General features: G+C 69.0%; 15 protein-coding genes. 10 read left to right on the forward strand and 5 right to left on the reverse strand.

The genetic code is table 11. From position 1 onward, the window contains the following. Window positions 1-10: 10 nt before the first annotated feature. The 3 genes from ACI2LP_RS16805 (at window position 11) to ACI2LP_RS16815 (ending at window position 3,738) form a co-directional block, all read left to right on the forward strand. Window positions 11-1,375 carry a pyridoxal phosphate-dependent decarboxylase family protein gene (locus ACI2LP_RS16805; RefSeq protein WP_404725262.1) on the forward strand — a complete coding sequence of 455 codons (1,365 nt, stop codon included), beginning with the start codon at window positions 11-13 and terminating at the stop codon, window positions 1,373-1,375. Between the two features lie 33 nt (window positions 1,376-1,408). Next, window positions 1,409-2,110 (forward strand): type 1 glutamine amidotransferase, encoded by a 702-nt coding sequence (locus tag ACI2LP_RS16810; protein ID WP_404725263.1) that lies wholly within the window; start codon window positions 1,409-1,411, stop codon window positions 2,108-2,110. A gap of 146 nt (window positions 2,111-2,256) precedes the next feature. Beyond that, on the forward strand, window positions 2,257-3,738 hold the full coding sequence (locus ACI2LP_RS16815; protein WP_404725264.1) for an APC family permease: 1,482 nt from the start codon (window positions 2,257-2,259) through the stop codon (window positions 3,736-3,738). Window positions 3,739-3,756: 18 nt separating this feature from the next. On the opposite strand, the gene ACI2LP_RS16820 is transcribed toward ACI2LP_RS16815, so the two are convergent. Then, window positions 3,757-4,542 (reverse strand): DUF72 domain-containing protein, encoded by a 786-nt coding sequence (locus ACI2LP_RS16820; RefSeq protein ID WP_404725265.1) that lies wholly within the window; start codon window positions 4,540-4,542, stop codon window positions 3,757-3,759. Between the two features lie 731 nt (window positions 4,543-5,273). Between ACI2LP_RS16820 and ACI2LP_RS16825 the strand changes: the two genes are divergently transcribed. Then, entirely contained in the window at window positions 5,274-5,921 is a 648-nt protein-coding gene (locus ACI2LP_RS16825) for a DUF2637 domain-containing protein (protein ID WP_404725266.1), read from the forward strand. 408 nt (window positions 5,922-6,329) lie between these two features. Beyond that, on the forward strand, window positions 6,330-7,424 hold the full coding sequence (locus tag ACI2LP_RS16830) for a sugar ABC transporter substrate-binding protein (protein WP_404725267.1): 1,095 nt from the start codon (window positions 6,330-6,332) through the stop codon (window positions 7,422-7,424). 167 nt (window positions 7,425-7,591) lie between these two features. Here ACI2LP_RS16830 and ACI2LP_RS16835 read toward each other — a convergent pair whose 3' ends face one another. Together ACI2LP_RS16835 and ACI2LP_RS16840 are read right to left on the reverse strand one after the other, a co-directional pair. Further along, entirely contained in the window at window positions 7,592-8,059 is a 468-nt protein-coding gene (locus ACI2LP_RS16835) for an SRPBCC domain-containing protein (protein ID WP_404725268.1), read from the reverse strand. Then, window positions 8,056-8,388, reverse strand: a complete 333-nt coding sequence (locus ACI2LP_RS16840; RefSeq protein WP_404725269.1) for an ArsR/SmtB family transcription factor — start codon at window positions 8,386-8,388, stop codon at window positions 8,056-8,058. The genes ACI2LP_RS16835 and ACI2LP_RS16840 overlap by 4 nt, the downstream gene beginning before the upstream one ends. Before the next feature lie 87 nt (window positions 8,389-8,475). Between ACI2LP_RS16840 and ACI2LP_RS16845 the strand changes: the two genes are divergently transcribed. Beyond that, a complete protein-coding gene (locus tag ACI2LP_RS16845) occupies window positions 8,476-8,898 on the forward strand; it encodes an SRPBCC domain-containing protein (protein ID WP_404725270.1) in 423 nt (140 codons plus the stop codon). 52 nt (window positions 8,899-8,950) lie between these two features. Then, window positions 8,951-9,523 carry a TIGR03086 family metal-binding protein gene (locus ACI2LP_RS16850; protein WP_404725271.1) on the forward strand — a complete coding sequence of 191 codons (573 nt, stop codon included), beginning with the start codon at window positions 8,951-8,953 and terminating at the stop codon, window positions 9,521-9,523. A gap of 59 nt (window positions 9,524-9,582) precedes the next feature. On the opposite strand, the gene ACI2LP_RS16855 is transcribed toward ACI2LP_RS16850, so the two are convergent. Further along, window positions 9,583-9,876 (reverse strand): hypothetical protein, encoded by a 294-nt coding sequence (locus ACI2LP_RS16855; protein ID WP_404725272.1) that lies wholly within the window; start codon window positions 9,874-9,876, stop codon window positions 9,583-9,585. Between the two features lie 221 nt (window positions 9,877-10,097). On the opposite strand from ACI2LP_RS16855, the gene ACI2LP_RS16860 reads away from it, so the two are divergent. Then, entirely contained in the window at window positions 10,098-11,228 is a 1,131-nt protein-coding gene (locus tag ACI2LP_RS16860; protein WP_404725399.1) for a site-2 protease family protein, read from the forward strand. Between the two features lie 117 nt (window positions 11,229-11,345). Here ACI2LP_RS16860 and ACI2LP_RS16865 read toward each other — a convergent pair whose 3' ends face one another. Beyond that, entirely contained in the window at window positions 11,346-11,702 is a 357-nt protein-coding gene (locus tag ACI2LP_RS16865; protein ID WP_360877314.1) for a YciI family protein, read from the reverse strand. A 235-nt stretch (window positions 11,703-11,937) separates the two neighbouring features. Here ACI2LP_RS16865 and ACI2LP_RS16870 point away from each other — a divergent pair, with 235 nt between their 5' ends. Together ACI2LP_RS16870 and ACI2LP_RS16875 are read left to right on the forward strand one after the other, a co-directional pair. After that, the gene (locus ACI2LP_RS16870; RefSeq protein ID WP_404725273.1) at window positions 11,938-14,427 is read left to right on the forward strand and encodes a SpoIIE family protein phosphatase; all 2,490 of its coding nucleotides are present in this window, start codon (window positions 11,938-11,940) and stop codon (window positions 14,425-14,427) included. 330 nt (window positions 14,428-14,757) lie between these two features. Then, window positions 14,758-15,948 carry an ice-binding family protein gene (locus ACI2LP_RS16875; protein ID WP_404725274.1) on the forward strand — a complete coding sequence of 397 codons (1,191 nt, stop codon included), beginning with the start codon at window positions 14,758-14,760 and terminating at the stop codon, window positions 15,946-15,948. Window positions 15,949-15,994 lie beyond the last annotated feature (46 nt).

The following is a 15,994-nucleotide window of genomic DNA, read 5'->3' on the forward strand; positions in this document are numbered from 1 at the left end:
AGAGGACCCCATGGATCTGCGCTACTGGCTCGAAGCGGCCGTGACATCCAACGAGGAGTGGGCGAGCGGCTTCGGCGAATTCGCCAGGCATCCGTCGCTTCAGGTCGACGACGCGCGGTTCGCCGCCGCGTTCGGCACCTTCAGCGAACGGCTGAAGGACAACTACCCGTTCTTCCATCCCCGTTACGCCGGGCAGATGCTCAAGCCGCCGCACCCGGCCGCCGTCGTCGGCTACCTCGCCGCGATGCTGATCAACCCCAACAACCACGCCCTGGACGGCGGTCCGGCCACCGCGCGGATGGAGCGCGAGGCCGTCCAGCAGCTCGCCACGATGTTCGGCTACGACACCCACCTCGGCCACCTCACGACCAGCGGAACCATCGCCAACCTCGAAGCCCTCTTCGTGGCCCGGGAGCTCCACCCCGGCAAGGGCATCGCCTACAGCACCGAGGCCCACTACACACACGGCCGGATGTGCAAGGTCCTTGGTGTGGAGGGACATCCCGTAGCGGTCGACGACAGCGGCCGGATGGACCTCGACGCGCTGGAGGAGCTGCTGCGGACGGGTCGTGTCGGCACGGTGGTGCTCACCACCGGCACCACCGGGCTCGGCGCCGTCGAACCGGTCCACGAGGCGCTGGCCCTGCGCGAGCGATACGGCGTGCGCATTCATGTCGACGCCGCCTACGGAGGGTTCTTCACCCTGCTGGCCGGCGCCGACGGTCCCGAGGGGCTGCCCGAGGCGCCGTGGCGCGCCATCGCCGAGTGCGAGTCGATCGTCGTCGATCCGCACAAACACGGCCTCCAGCCGTACGGGTGCGGCGCCGTGCTGTTCCGCGACCCGTCAGTCGGCCGCTTCTATCTGCACGACTCGCCGTACACCTACTTCACCTCCGAGGAGCTGCACCTCGGCGAGATCAGCCTGGAGTGTTCCCGCGCGGGCGCGGCCGCTGCCGCACTGTGGCTCACGTTCCAGCTGCTGCCGCCCACCCGTGACGGGCTCGGCCAGGCGCTGGCCGCCGGTCGCCGTGCCGCGCTGCGCTGGTCCGAACTGATCGAGGAGTCGGAGCATCTGGAGCTCTACCAGACGCCGGAACTCGACATCGTCAGCTACTTCCCGGTGACGGAACCCCTCACCCTGTCGCGGATCGACGAGGCGTCCGGGCGCATCCTGCAGGCCGGCATGGCCGATGCCGACGACCCGGTGTTCCTGAGCACCCTGCGTATCGGGGCCGACCGGCTCACCGCCCGGCACCCGAAACTCACCCCCGACGCCGACGGCGCCCGCATTCTGCGCAGCGTCCTGATGAAGCCCGAATCCGAGGACTACGTGGACCATCTCCACCAGCGCCTGGAACAGCTCGCCCGCGCCTGACGGCACCCGACCGCAGACCGAGGGAGCCGGCAGGTGCGCGCACTGATCATCGAGCACGAGCACGTGTCCACACCGGGATACGTGGGCGAGCGGCTGGCGCAGCGGGGCTACGACCTCACCGAACTGGTCGTCGTCCCGGCGGAACGGTTCACCGACCCCGGGGTGGAACGGGTCTTCCCCGCAGCCGAGGCGTACGACCTCGTCGTGGCCCTGGGTGCGCCGTGGTCGGTGGACCACACCGAGCTCATCGGGCCATGGATAACGCCCGAGCTGGACCTGCTGCGCGCCGCGCACGCCGCCGGGGTGCCCGTGCTCGGTATCTGCTTCGGCGGCCAGGCACTGGCGACCGCGCTGGGCGGCCGGGTCGAGCGCTCCCCACGCTTCGAGCTCGGCTGGACCAGGGTCCACACCGACGATGCCCGACTCGTCCCGGAGGGGCCGTGGTTCCAGTACCACGGTGACCGTTGGCGCCTGCCGCCCGGCGCGCGGGAGGTCGCACGCAACAGCGTCTGCTCCCAGGCGTTCGTGCGCGGCCGCAGCATGGGTGTGCAGTTCCATCCGGAGCTCACCCCGGCCACGCTCGAGAAGTGGCTCGTTCACGGCGGCGGGGCCAAGGCGGACGAGCTGGGCGTGGACACCGCCGCACTGCTGGCACGTACGCGTACCGAGGCCCCGCACGCCCGTGCGCGTGCCCACCTTCTGGTCGATTCTTTTCTCGGCCTGCCCGCGCGGTAAGTGACGGCGGGCCAACCCTTGCCGGAATTCATTTGGGCCCTTACGATCCCTCTCAATGGGTCGTAAGGGTCCAAATAAGTACCTTTCCAGGCCATCGGGCACCATGGTTGCCACGGCCTTGTCCCCGACCGACGGGAGCGCCAGTCATGGCCGTCGAACAGCTCTCCACACCCGCCACGGACAGCACACTGAGACACGGAATCGGCGTCTCGCACATCGTCTTCTTCGTCGTCGCGGCATCAGCGCCGCTGACCGTCGCCGCGGGGGGAAGCCCGCAGGCCTTCGCCGTCAGCGGCGCGGTGGGCTACCCGCTCGCCTTCCTCGTCCTGACGGTCGTCCTCGTCGTCTTCAGCGCCGGCTACGCCGCGATGAGCCGCCACATCACCAACGCCGGCGCCTTCTACTCCTACGTGGCGCAGGGGCTGGGCCGGTCGCTCGGTGTGGGCACGTCCTTCGTCGCGCTCGTGTCCTACAACGCCATGCAGATCGGGATCTACGGCCTGTTCGGCTTCACCGCCGCCGACCTCGCCAAAACCCGGTTCGGCCTCGACCTGCCGTGGTGGACGTACGTCCTGGCATGCATAGCCGCCGTCGGCGTACTCGGCTACCGGCGCATCGACCTCAACGCCAAGGTGCTCGCGGTCCTGCTGGTGATCGAGACCGTGACCGTCGTCGTCTTCGACGCGGGGCAGTTCCTCGACCCCGGCCCGCAGGGCATCTCGGCCACCCCGTTGTCCTTCGACGCGCTCACCACCGGAGCGGTCGGCGCCGCCTTCTGTTTCGCGATGGCGGGCTTCATGGGATTCGAATCCGGCGCCATCTACGGCGAGGAGTGCCGGGATCCGCGGCGCACCATCCCGCGCGCCACCTACGTGGCGGTCATCCTGATGGGCGTCTTCTACGCCCTGTCGGCCTGGGCGCTCGCGATCGGCGCCGGACCCGGCCTCGTCGTCGGAGCCGCCCAAGAGCAAGGTCCCGGCCTCTTCTTCGCCCTCGGTGAGCAGCGGTTCGGCAGCGCCTTCGGCGACATCGCGAACGTCTTCTTCCTGACCAGCCTCCTCGCGGCCATCCTGTCCTTCCACAACGCCGTCGCGCGCTACTCCTTCGCGCTCGGACGAGAGCGCGTGCTCCCCGGCGCGCTGGGCGCCGTCCACCCCCGGCACAGTTCACCCCACGTCAGCTCGCTCGCCCAGACCGGGCTCGCGGGCCTGACGGTCATCGTGTTCGCGGCCGCGGGTCTGGACCCGCTGGCGACCCTTTTCACCTGGCTCACCAACCTCGGCGCCCTGGGAGTCATGTTCCTGCTCTCGGTCGTCTCCGCCTCGGTCATCGGGTTCTTCGCCCGCGACAGGCGCGGCGAGCGGCTGTGGAGCCGCGCGGTCGCCCCGGCCCTCGGCGGGATCGCCCTGGCCGCCGTCTTCATCACCGCCCTGATCAACTTCGACGTGCTGCTGGGCGCGGCGAAGGACTCGTCCCTGACGTGGATCCTTCCCGGCGTACTGCTCGCGGCGGGCATCGCCGGGGTCGCCTTCGGCCTCTTTCTCAAGTTCCGTCGCCCGCTTGTCCATACGGGCATCGGCCATGGCGCCGATGAGGGCACGCAGCTGTCCGACTGCCGGCAGGGATGAGCCTGCGGCGGTCACCGCTCATGACGTGGACCACTCCGCCCGGGCCGGCGGTGTACGACTCACCGTCCGGCCCGACGCGGCCGCTGTCCGGGCGAACTTCACGGCGTCCACCACGGCGGCACCACCCGTGTCGTTGTTGAAGTAGACGTACACGTCGTCCTTGTCCGGCCAGGCGTCGGCGATGCGTCCGGCCCAGGACTTCAGCGCCTGGCGGCCGTAGCGCGGCGCCGGCTCGGCGAGGCCGCCGTGAAACCGTACATACCCCCATGAGGCGGTACGCCACAGTGGCGTCACGGGGCGGGACCCCCGATCCGCCCAGCACAGTGCGCTGCCGTGCCGTTCCAGCACGGCCCGCAGCTCCCCCTCCGACTCCCACCACGAGGTGTGGCGGAGTTCGACGGCCACCCGAACCGTGCGGGGAAAGCAGCTCAGGCAGGCGTCAAGAGCCCCGATGTCCTTGCGGAAGTTGGGCGGCAGTTGCAGCAGTACGGGCCCCAGCCGCTCGCCCAGGCCCTCGGTCCGGTCCATCAGCCGGCCCACCGGCTCCTCGGGGTCGTGCAGCCGCTTGACATGGGTGAGATAGCGGCTGGCCTTGACCGCCATGACGAAGCCCTCCGGCGTCCGCTCCCGCCAGGACGCGAAGGTCTCCGTAGTGGGAAGCCGGTAGAAGGCGTTGTTGTTCTCCACGGTGGCGAAGTGGCGGGCGTACTCCTCCAGCCACAGCCGCTGCGGTTGCCCCGGCGGATAGAGAACACCGCGCCAGTCCTTGTACTGCCACCCTGAGGTTCCGACGAGCATAGGCATGGTCAGATCCGTGCCCGTTCTTCCCTTTTTGTCGCGCCCTCGAGGGCGAGCCCGCGCCGGGCCGTAGGCCTCAATCACCCGACCGGAGTCTCGACGACCGGACATGAGTCGGGGGGAGCCGGAGTGTAAGTATGTCTACGGGTCAACCCGGTAGGTGATGAGCCATCCTCCTGTGGCGACAGGTCACCCGGACGCCGGTCATCCGAGTGCGTGCCCCGTTCGTTTGATGTGCGTGACATCACCGAAGCTGTATCGCTCATTGCGCGGAAGACGACCCAGCGACACCAGCCGCGGAGGGTGCCCGCCCGACCCGGCGGCGGGGCACGCGGGACATATCACCGGCCAGTCCGTGGAGAGTGCCGACCTGGTCCCGCACTACTTTGTCGATGTGCTGGACGAGTTGCTGCAGGAACTGGAGTGCATCCAGAGCGACTTCCATCGCCGCCTTCATGCCGTACTGCCCACCCCGCCCCAGTACCCCCCGACGCAGCGAGGTGCTGACGCCGGCACCATGACGAGGCCCCGGCCTCCCGCACACTCGCCCGGCGCTTCGTACAAGGCCGGTGAGAGGCTGGGGCAGACGCGGCATGTATGACGGTCCCGAGTTGTTCGATGCTTACCAGATGCCGCCCAACGCCTACCAGATGCCACCGAACGGGACGCTGGAGTCCGATGCGCAGTGGTCTGCCGACCATGCGTTGCGCGGGCAAAATGGTTTCCTCCCGCCCGATATGGACCAGACACTTCCGGGCGAAGGGCTGTCCTGGGAAGGGGAAGCGCTGTCCTGGCAGGGCGAAGCGCTGGACTGGGAGGCAGAGCTGGCTCAGCTGCTGGCCACCTCCGCACCGCAGAGCGCCCCAGCGCCCGCAGCCTTTCCCCGGCCCCGCTCCCACACCCGCCGCAAACCCAAGGCCGCCCAGCGCTTCCAGGGCTGGACGTGGCTCCGTGTGGTCAGCTTCAGCCTTGCGACGCTCACCGCGTTCGTCATGACCATCGTCAGCGTCTACAGCGTGATGGTCTCCTACGATCCCCTGCTGTACGTGGCCGCCCCCGGGGTGCCCGCGGACCTGGCCCAGGGCTGGCCGCTCCTGGTCTTCGGGCCCTGGCTGGTTGCCTCGCTGTCGATCCTGCGCATCACACTGCACCGGCGCCGGGCACCGCACGCGTGGGCCGTCGTGGTGTTCTTCGCCGCCATCGCGGTGGCTCTGTGTGTCAGCAACGCGCCGAGGACACTGCCCGGCATCGCGGTGGCCGCGCTGCCACCGGTGGCCGCCCTGTCCTGTTTTCACCAGTTCATTCGCCAACTCGTTCTGACCCACCCCACCCACCCCCGCCACACCCTGTCCCGCCACCGGGCCGCCCATCGCGCCACCCCCTGACGTCCACACCGCAGGCCGCTCGGCGATGGCCAAGAGGCCCGGTCGTCCGCGATGTGGTGCGGACGACCGGGGCTGTTCGTTGCCGTGGTCAGCCCGGTGGGGCACGGAAGGTGGAGAGGGCTCGACGAAAACCCGCCACTGCCGCGCGGCAGCTGTCGGTGGTTTTCGTGTGCCCTATGTGGACGGGCCAAGGTGCCTGGCACCCATGCCTTTTGGTCCGGAAATGGGCGATTAAGAGCCTTTTCGTAGCGCCGCTTCGGGCCGCGCTTGTCTTCATTTAGCTAACGATCAGTACCCGTTGCTATCTCGTTAGTAATATACTTCTTGACGCTTTTGTCGGGGCGGGGTTGACTTCCAGCCACCTCGGCCGCTGAGGACGCGGCCTGTCAGGGAGGTTGACTTCTGTCCATGAACGCACATCTGCGTCACACTGCCGTTGCTGTCGCTGCTTCTGCGATGGCCGTCTCGCTCACTTCCTGTGTCAGCGCCCAGGACTCCGGAGTGAAGACGGGCGATGACATATCCGTCGGTCTGCTTCTTCCGGAGAACGAGGCTGCTCGTTACGAGAAGTTCGACAAGCCGGTCATCGAGAAGAAGATCAGCGAACTGACCAACGGCAAGGGCAAAGTCCTCTATGTCAACGCCAAGCAGGACGCCAACCTGCAGACGCAGCAGATCGACACGATGATCGAAAACAAGGTGGACGCGCTCATCGTGGACGCGGTCGACTCCAAGGCCATCGCCGGCGGCATCAAGAAGGCCAAGGAGGCCGGTATTCCGGTCGTCGCCTTCGACCGTCTCGCCGAGGGCCCGATCGACGCGTACACCTCCTTCGACAACGAAGAGGTCGGCCATGTGCAGGGCATAGCGCTGCTGCAGGCGATGGGTTCCGACACCACGTCGGGCCAGATCGTGATGATGAACGGCGCGCTCACCGACCCGAACGCCGCGCAGTTCAAAAAGGGCGCGCACACCAAGCTCGACGGCAAGGTGAACGTGGGCAAGGAGTACGACACCAAGGAGTGGAAGCCGGAGAACGCCACCGCCAACATGGAGGAGGCGATTTCGGCGATCGGCAAGAACAAGATCATCGGTGTCTACTCCGCCAACGACGGCATGGCGGGCGGCATTATCAACGCGCTGAAGGCCGCGGGCGTCTCCCCGCTCCCGCCGGTCACCGGTCAGGACGCCGAGCTCTCCGCCGTACAGCGCATCGTCGCGGGTGAGCAGTACATGAGCGTCTACAAGCCGTACGCCCCGGAGGCAAGTGCCGCGGCGGAGATGGCCATCCTGCTGGCCAGGGGCATGTCGCTGGACTCCATGGCGCAGGCGGACGTCAACAGTCCGACCAAAAAGAAGATCCCCTCGGTGCTGGTCCCGGTCATCTCACTGACCAAGGACAACATCAAGGAAACCGTGATCGAGGACGGCGTCTACACCGTCGCCGACATCTGCACCCCCGACTACAAGGCAGCCTGCGCCACGCTCGGCCTGAAGAAGTAGGGACCGTAAGGCCCCTCTTGGCGGACTTGCCGGCTTCCAGCGCCGGCTCGGAACCCGGAGGGCTCCTCCGGCCGGCTGGCCCTGGCCGCCTCTGGCGCCTTCGGCGTCGCGTACGCCTCGGTGGTCGCACGCGTCACCCGCGCACTGCGACTCCGTGGCCGGGCAGGTCACGTCCAGTCGTCGGGACCCGGGTCGCCGCCCGCCGCGAGCGTCGCGAGCCGGTCCACATAGTGCAGCCAGCCCTCCCTGTGCGCGGCGCAGGACTCGGCGGAGGGCAGGCCTCGGTGGACCAGGCGCAGCAGGGTGCCGTCGGCGACCGGTTCCAGGGTGATCTCCACCGTCGTCGAGCCGGGTGGCACGGACATCCCGCCCCCGGCCCAACCCCAGGTGAACACCAGGCGCTTGGGCGGGTCGATCTCGACGAAGCGGCCCTCGGCGACGTGCTCACCGGCGACGTTCGTGCGGTAGGCGCCGCCGGGCTCGAAGCTGAACTCGCCGTCCTTGCCCATCCAGGACAGCCACTTCTCCCGGTCGGTGAAGAAGGAGAACACCGTCTCGGGCCGGGCGGCGATGCGCAGCTCCAGCGCGACCACGTCCGTATGCAAAGGCTCGTCGCTCAAGGGCTTGTCACTCACGGGTTCGTCCCTTCGGACCTCTCGGCGCCTTCCGCCGCCTCTGCCGCTTCCGCCAGCTCGGCAAGGGTGTCCAGCTTGGTGGCCCACATGGACTGCAGATAGTCGGCCAGCGGGCCCATGCCCTCGCGGTCGGCCCGGTAGAAGCGCTTCTTGCCCTCCTGGCGCAGCGTAACCAGGCCGGAGTCCCTGAGCACCTTGAGGTGCTGGGAGACCGCGCCGAAGGTGACGTCGAACCGTTCGGCGATCTCCCCTGCGGACAGCTCTGCGTCCCAGACCAGGCGAAGAATCTCGCGCCGTCTGGGCTCGGCGACCGCCCGTACCGCATCCATGCACTTCATTTTAGCGGTCACTTCAACTTGCCAACGAGTGCTAAGTCATTTTAGTCTTGACTAAAGCAATCGGGAGGAGCAGACGCCATGGCGGACATCGCGATGCAGCCGCACATCGAGGCCGAAGCGGACACCGTGTACGCGGCGATCTCCACGACCGAGGGCATCAAGGGCTGGTTCACCGCCACCGCCACCGCGGACAAGGGCGTGGACGGTCTGCACGAGCTGCACTTCCCGGGTGTGCCCGAGCCGTGGCGGCTGCGCATCACCGAGGCGGAGCCCGGCAAGCGGCTCGTCCTGGCGTCAGAGAACGGCCCCTGGGGGGGCACGCTGCAGACCTACGAGGTGCTGACCCGGCCCGAGGGCGGCGTCACCCTGCGCTTCACCCACAGCGGCTTCCCGGCCGTCGACGACGCCTACCGGGACTTCGCCTACGGCTGGGCGACGAAGTTCGTACAGCTCAAGGCCTATGCCGAGACGGGCAGACCCGCGCCCTTCTTCACCGGCTGACCCCGTTACGACCCCCGCCGGGCGCACCGGCGAATTTCGAGGGAGAGACGTTATGAACACCCAGCACAGCACACTGCACTCCGCCATCCGCGAATGCGCCGACGCGGTCGCGGCCACGGCCTCCGGCATCCGCAGCGAACAGCTCGGCGACCGCACCCCGTGCGAGAAGTTCACTGTCGCCGAACTCCTCGACCACCTGGGCGAGACCCTGTCCTCCTCCGCGCGCGCCGCCAGGAAGGAGGCGCAGCCCGACGAGCCCGCTGCCTCGGGCACCTCGCCGGCGTCCCTCGCCGAGTCCGCGCACGGGGTCGCGGCGGCCTGGAGTGACCCGGGCGCGTACGAGGGCACCACCGAGTTCGGCCCGGGCGAGATGCCGGCCGGCTTCGCGGCCACGATCACCCTGGGGGAACTCGCCCTGCACGGCTGGGACCTGGCCCGCGCCACCGGGCGGCCATTCGCCATCAGCGAGGACGCCGCGCAGGTCGCACTCGGCGCGGTCGGGCAGTTCGCGGAGGGCGCCCGCGCCAATGGCTCCTTCGGCCCGCCCGTCCCCGTATCCGCCGACGCGCCCGCCCTCCACCGTGTGCTCGGTGTCAGCGGGCGGAATCCCGAGTGGAGCGGCTGACCGCTCCGCGTACGGCACCGGCAGGAAGGTCGAAACACCGCCATGAGCCGGCCCGGAACTCACAGCATGAGCGCCGTCTCCGGCATGGGCTGCTCCACGCCGTCCAGCTCCAGCGTGCATCTGGGCGGCCTGGAAGGGACGAGGTGCGGCTCGCGTATCCGGACCCGGATCGGGCGTTCGGGCTCTTCGGGCAGTTCGGCGGTCAGCAGGCTCGTCCCACGGCCGTGCTCTTTCTGGGCCGCGACCACTTTGCCGTCGACCAGGACCTCGATCTCTCCGTGCCTTCCGGGCCCCACGTTCACGGTGATCGAGTGGTCACCCTGATCCAGATGGAAGTGGTGTCTGTGCCCCATGACGCACCTCCACAGTGCTGTCGGTAGGTCCAGCGTAGATCCGGCTCCCGCTTTGCACGTAGTTGAGTTTCCCTGGGGCTTCTGCGTACCTGGGCCGCTCGCCGACGGCGGGAGGCATTGCGAGAGACAATTGTCAGTGGGTGCCGTGCTGGTCGGTTTACGGAGCGCAGGGCGCGAGGTCCTGCCCGGTGGACCGGTTCTCCAGCCGGCCGGAGACGACGATGAACGGCTCGGTCCGTGTCGGACAAGTGGTCGGGGTCCCGCTGCGCATGCACTGGAGCGTGCCGCTGCTGGTGGTCCTGTTCGCGTACGGTCTCGGCCGCCAGACCCTCCCCGCATGGACTCCGGGACGCTCGGACGCCGTGTACACCTTCGCCAGTGCCGTGGGCGCCGTGCTGCTCATGGGCAGCCTGCTGCTCCACGAGACGGCACACGCGGCGACTGCCCGCAGGAAGAAGATCGCGGTAGAGGATGTGACGCTGTGGGCGCTGGGCGGGATGACCCGGATGGGTCGACCGCAGTCCGCCGCGGTGGCTTTCGCCGTGGCGGTCAGCGGGCCGCTGACCAGCCTGGCTGTCGGAGGCACCGCGCTCGGAGCGGGAATCGGGCTGCACCTGACGACCGGCTGGGCGGTGCCAGCCGCCGTTCTGATGTGGCTCGGCTGGGCGAACCTGTTCCTCGGCGCGTTCAACCTGCTGCCCGCTTCGCCGCTCGACGGCGGAAGGGTGGTGCAGGCGCTGATGTGGTGGCGCACCGGAGACCGCGACCGCGCGGATCGGGCGGCGTCCCGAAGCGGTCAGGTCATGGGCGTGCTGATGATGGTCGTCGGCTGGATCGCCCTCCTGCGCGGGGTGCCGGGCGGGCTGTGGCTCGTCTTCGTCGGCCTCTTCATCACCCTCGTCGCCGGCGCGGAACGGCAGCGCGCCGTGATCCACACGGCCCTGCGGGGCGTGCGGGTGGCCGATGCCATGTCCAGCCCGGTGACCACCGGTGCCGACTGGCTGACCGTCCAGCGGTTCATCGACGAGGTGGCCGTGAAGACCCACCATTCCGCCGTGCCCCTGCTCGACTTCGAAGGCCGCCCCAGCGGGATCGTTCAGGCACGCAGGCTGGCCGGGGTACCGGGGCCGCGCCGGGAGGCTCTGCGTGTGCGCGATGTGGCGATCCCGCTGTCGCAGTGTGCGGTGGCCGCTCCGAGCGATCTCCTGAGTGATGCTCTCGACGGGCTCCGCCCGGGCAGCGGCATGCGCATTCTCGTCGTGGACGGGGGACAGCTGGTGGGGATCGTCAACGCGAAGGACATCTCACGGCAGATACAGCGGCAGGCACTGCGGGCCCAAGGGCCCAGCTGAGCCGGTCCCGAAGCGTCGTCGAGTGATGCGCACCGAAGAGCAGCAGTGCCCGCGCCCCGCCTTCGGCCCGCCGCGCGCACAAGGGCGCGGCGGGCAGGCATCAGGGGCGCGGTCGGATCAGCCCTCGGCGATCTCGCGGACCTCGGAGGTGACGGTCCAGTGCTCCGGGTGGATCTCCAGGAACCGCTTGGTCCACTCCAGGGCCTCGGCCTTGTCCTTCGCCTGCAGGATGGCGTAACCGCCGATGACTTCCTTGCTCTCGGTGAAAGGCCCGTCGGTGAAACGGAACTTGCCGCCGGACCAAGTGACCCGGGTGCCCTCGGAGGTCGGCGTGAGCCCGGCCGTGTCCAGCATGACCCCGGCCTTGGTGATCTCTTCGAACAGCGCGCCCATGCGCTGATCGAACTCGGGGCCGGGGTCATCGGTGGGGGCGTTCTGCTCGTCGATGCGGATCAGTGAGAGATAGCGCGGCATGGTGACTCCTCGGTCGGGAGGACGGGGGCTTTCCCTGCCTCTCATCCTTGCGTCGAACGGGAGACGGCCGGATCGACGGCTCCCCGGAATGCTTCTGAGAATTTTCCGGGGGGCGGGTACCGGAGGGGCGGCCACGGGTCGCGGCCGGTCCCGCCCGCCCCGCCCCCGGTCGCGGCCGGTCCCCGCTGGGCTGCCATATCGGGCCAGGTGGGCCGACCCTGCGCACACTGGGAATATGGGCGGGATGATCGCCGGTGAGACGGCGGAACGCGAGGATCTGCTTGCTGCGGCCGTCGTCAAAGCCGTCAGAGGAACCAGCGCGTACGCCGGGAGCGTCTTTCTCCGCTCCCGCGACCGCCGCTCGATCGTGCTCGCCGCCACGTGCGGGGTGCCACCCTCCCTGCTGGGCGGCTGGCGCCTCATCCCGGTGAGCAGCCCCATCCCGGTCGCCGCGGCCTACGGGTCGGGCCGCACGGTCCACCTGGCCGACGCCGATGAGACGATGCGCCGTTTTCCCCAGCTCGCGGTGGCTCTGCCGTACGCCTTCGGCTCCTGCTCCGTGCCGGTGGGCGCCGGTGGCGAGACCTTCGGGGCGCTCGCGATCGTCTGGGCGGCGGCACCGGGCAGCGAAGGGCTGTCCAAGGCCCAGCGCCGCCAGGTGCGCACCATCGCCAACCGGCTCGGTACCTCCCTCGCCGCCCTCCGCGCCCGTACCGGCGATCCCGTCGAGTGCGACCCGCAGACGGTTCCCGTCGAGACACCCGCTCCCTCGGCACCGGCCGTACGGGTCGGCTTGTTCGACTGGGATCTCGTCACCGGCACCTTCACCGTGGACGACGAGCTCTGCGCGATCTTCGGCCTGGACCCCCGTGCTTTCGACGGTCGAGCCGAAACGCTCGCTTCCTGTCTGCACCCCGGCGACCTCGCTGCCTTCCGGGCCGGGGCCCGCGACGCAGCCGCCGAGGGCCGGATCGTCGCGCGGCGCCTGCGCGTACGAGATCTCGGGGGCGACGGCGAGGGGTACCGCACCGTCGAGTTGTGGGGCCGTGTACCGGAGGTCGACGAAGCGCGGGTGCGCACCCACCTGGTGGGCGCGGTCGTCGACGCGCGGGCCGGCCGTGCGGCCGTCGCCGCGGTCGAGCGGCTGCGGGACGGGTTGTTCTCCCTCGCCCCGGACGGGCGGGTCACCTACGCCAACCCCAGCCTTGAACAGCTGCTGGACGTTGGCGGCGACGAGCTGCTGGGGCAGTGTCTCTGGGACGTCCTGCCGTGGCTGTCCGACCCCGATTTCGAGTACCGGCACCGGTCCGCGATGATCTCGCAGGAGCCGCTCTCCTTCCTTGCCCGTCGCCCGCCCGACCAGTGGCTCGCCTTCTCCCTCTACCCGGAGGCGGACGGGGTGACCGGCCATGTTGTCCCCACTGGTCGTCCCCCCCTGGCCGCCACAGCACCATCGGTCGCGACGGCATCCGCCGCATCGGCCGCGACACCACCCGCCGACAGACCGGCGCGCCTGGGCGTGATCTTCCATGTCCTGCAGCTGGGCAGCGCGCTGACCGAGGCGGTCACCGCCCGCGAAGTCTGCGACGTCGTCGCGGACCAGCTTCTCCCGGCCTTCGGCGGCCAGCAGCTGGCGATCTACGTCGTCCGCGAGGGAACGATGCATCTGCTCTTCCACACCGGCCGCCGTGAGGACTTCCTCGACTGGCTGGAGGGCGTGCCGCTGCACGCCCGTCTGCCCGGCACGGAGACCCTGACCTCCGGGGCCCCACTCTTCATCGAGTCGCAGCAGGACCTCTCCCAGGGATATCCGGAAATCCCCGCGGGCGGGTTGAGCTCCTGGGCGTATCTGCCGCTGATCGCCTCCAGCCGCCCCGTCGGCACGTGTGTTCTCGGCTTCGAGGACGCCCATCCGTTCACGGCGAAGGACCGCGGTGTCCTCACCGCGCTCGCGGGGCTGATCGCCCAGGCGCTGGAACGAGCGCGGCTCTACGACTCGGAGTTCGCCCTCGCGCGCGGCCTGCAGCAGGCGCTCCTGCCGCACCGGCTGCCGGTGGTCCCCGGCGTCCACGCCGCCGCCCGCTACCTGCCCGGCACCAGCGGAATGGACATCGGCGGCGACTGGTACGACATCATCCCCACCGGCAGCGGAGTGTCTCTCGTCATCGGGGACGTCGAGGGACACAGCATCGCCGCGGCGGCCACCATGGCTCAGCTGCGCAGCGCCGTACGGGCCTTCGCGGCGGTGGGTCATGCGCCCGGCGACGTGGTGGCCGGTGCCAACCAGACCCTCATCGACCTCGACGCCGGGCTGCTCGCCAGCTGCTGCTACATACGCCTCGAGCCCTCCGGCCACCGCGCGTACGCGGTCAGCGCCGGCCACCTCCCGCCACTGCTTCGCCGTCCCGACGGGACGACCGACGTCCTTGCCCTGGACGCCGGCCCACTCCTCGGCGTGGATCGCGCGAGCACCTATCAAGGAACCTGGATCGACCTCGCGCCGGGCTCCGTCCTCGCCCTCTACACGGACGGCCTGGTCGAGGAGCGCGGCACCGACATCGACGTGGGCATCGACCGGCTACGGGCATCCCTGGCCCACGCCCGTGCGGACTCGGTCGACGAACTCGCCGACCGGCTCCTGCACGACGCACGCCGTTCCACATACCGAGCCGACGACATCGCGCTGTTGCTCACCGAGTACGGCCCCTTCACAGCGCCGGGGTGAGGTCCGAGGCTGCCTTTGGCAGCCGACAGCCTCATGCGCCCCTCGGACAAAGGGACATGGTGGCTCCTGCGCAGCCGGCTCCCTTCTGCATGCGCCCAGGCCCGGCTCGGGCTATTGCCGGGAGCCTCATTTGGCGGCAGAGGGCCACCTGGCCCATTCATGCCTTTTTAATATTCCACGATCGCGAATGGTGAATTTCGCGGAATCGCCCGAGCGAATCATATGCTCTGGCGCGCCGGTGCGTAATATGCCAGCGACAGAAATGGGCGATTCTGTGTGACGACCGGGAACCGCCAAATACGCCACCATCCCCCAGGAGTTGGCTCCTCGATGACGCTGAATATTCCTGATGTGCCTCTACGGCGCACAACGCCGGTCTGGATCGCGGCAGTACTCGCCGTGGTGATCGCCGCTGTCGTAGTCGCGGTGACGCCGACACAGGCAAAAGCCATCGCAACATCCGTACCTCTGGGTACGGCGGGTAGTTTCGGAGTACTGGCCGGTACGACGGTCACCAACACCGGCGACTCGGTGATTTCTCAAGACCTCGGAGTGAGTCCGGGGACGGCCATCACCGGCTTCCCGCCAGGAGTGGTGCTCGGGGAGCAGCACTCTGCGGATGCTGTGGCCCTCCAAGCCCAGAGCGACCTGGTCGTGGCGTACGACGATGCTGCGGGACAGGACACGGATTTCGCTCTTGACTCGGGAATCGGTAATGGCGAGACGCTGCTTCCGGGCGTCCACACCGCCGAATCCGGAGTCGGACTCACCGGCGACCTCGTCCTGGACGCCGATGGCGACCCCAGCGCCGTCTGGGTGTTCCAGATCCCTGAAGCCCTGACGACGGCATCCGCCAGCCGGGTGCTCCTCACCAACGGTGCCTCGCCGTGCAATGTGTACTGGCAGATCGGAAGTTCGGCCACCATCGGCACCAACTCCACCTTCGTGGGCACCATCATGGCCCTGACCTCGATCAGTGTTACCACGGGGGCGAACATCGACGGCCGGGCGCTGGCCCGTAATGCCGCCGTGACGCTGGACACCAACAACATCTTCCTGTCGGCGTGCGGGACCGGGACCACGGGTGGTGCTGCGACGGGTGGTGCCGCGACGGGTGGTGCTGCGACGGGTGGTGCTGCGACGGGTGGTGCTGCGACGGGTGGTGCTGCGACGGGTGGTGCCGCGACGGGTGGTGCTGCCACAGGTGGTGCTGCCACAGGTGGTGCCGCGACGGGTGGTGCCGCGACGGGTGGTGCCGCGACGGGTGGTGCCGCGACAGGTGGTGCCGCGACAGGCGGCGATACTACGGGCGGTGCCAACGGCGGCGAAACTGGTGGAAATGGTCACGGCAAGCCCAAGAAGCCCAAGAAGCACAAGCCCAAGAAGCCGAAGAAGCACAAGCCCAGCAAGCCCAAGAAGCACAAGAAGCCCCACGAGCGCGTTGGGGGCTACGTCAGCGATCACAAAGATCACCTAGAGGAGTCTGTCCAGCACGAGGGTCAGCACAGCAGGAGTGCGTAGCTGAGTCACGTGCGTCCTTCCGGCGGAGTGAGTGCTCGAGGGCAGT

This window comes from Streptomyces sp. NPDC019890 (genome assembly GCF_044903445.1).
Taxonomy (GTDB): domain Bacteria; phylum Actinomycetota; class Actinomycetes; order Streptomycetales; family Streptomycetaceae; genus Streptomyces.

Excerpts from the sequence above, each read along its gene's own strand:
- ACI2LP_RS16805 (WP_404725262.1), top strand. The coding sequence starts at position 11 with ATGGATCTGCGCTACTGGCTCGAAGCGGCCGTGACATCCAACGAGGAG.
- ACI2LP_RS16815 (WP_404725264.1), top strand. The coding sequence starts at position 2,257 with ATGGCCGTCGAACAGCTCTCCACACCCGCCACGGACAGCACACTGAGA.
- ACI2LP_RS16820 (WP_404725265.1), bottom strand. The coding sequence starts at position 4,542 with ATGCCTATGCTCGTCGGAACCTCAGGGTGGCAGTACAAGGACTGGCGC.
- ACI2LP_RS16825 (WP_404725266.1), top strand. The coding sequence starts at position 5,274 with ATGGACCAGACACTTCCGGGCGAAGGGCTGTCCTGGGAAGGGGAAGCG.
- ACI2LP_RS16830 (WP_404725267.1), top strand. The coding sequence starts at position 6,330 with ATGAACGCACATCTGCGTCACACTGCCGTTGCTGTCGCTGCTTCTGCG.
- ACI2LP_RS16840 (WP_404725269.1), bottom strand. The coding sequence starts at position 8,388 with ATGGATGCGGTACGGGCGGTCGCCGAGCCCAGACGGCGCGAGATTCTT.
- ACI2LP_RS16845 (WP_404725270.1), top strand. The coding sequence starts at position 8,476 with ATGGCGGACATCGCGATGCAGCCGCACATCGAGGCCGAAGCGGACACC.
- ACI2LP_RS16850 (WP_404725271.1), top strand. The coding sequence starts at position 8,951 with ATGAACACCCAGCACAGCACACTGCACTCCGCCATCCGCGAATGCGCC.
- ACI2LP_RS16855 (WP_404725272.1), bottom strand. The coding sequence starts at position 9,876 with ATGGGGCACAGACACCACTTCCATCTGGATCAGGGTGACCACTCGATC.
- ACI2LP_RS16860 (WP_404725399.1), top strand. The coding sequence starts at position 10,098 with ATGAACGGCTCGGTCCGTGTCGGACAAGTGGTCGGGGTCCCGCTGCGC.
- ACI2LP_RS16865 (WP_360877314.1), bottom strand. The coding sequence starts at position 11,702 with ATGCCGCGCTATCTCTCACTGATCCGCATCGACGAGCAGAACGCCCCC.
- ACI2LP_RS16870 (WP_404725273.1), top strand. The coding sequence starts at position 11,938 with ATGGGCGGGATGATCGCCGGTGAGACGGCGGAACGCGAGGATCTGCTT.
- ACI2LP_RS16875 (WP_404725274.1), top strand. The coding sequence starts at position 14,758 with ATGACGCTGAATATTCCTGATGTGCCTCTACGGCGCACAACGCCGGTC.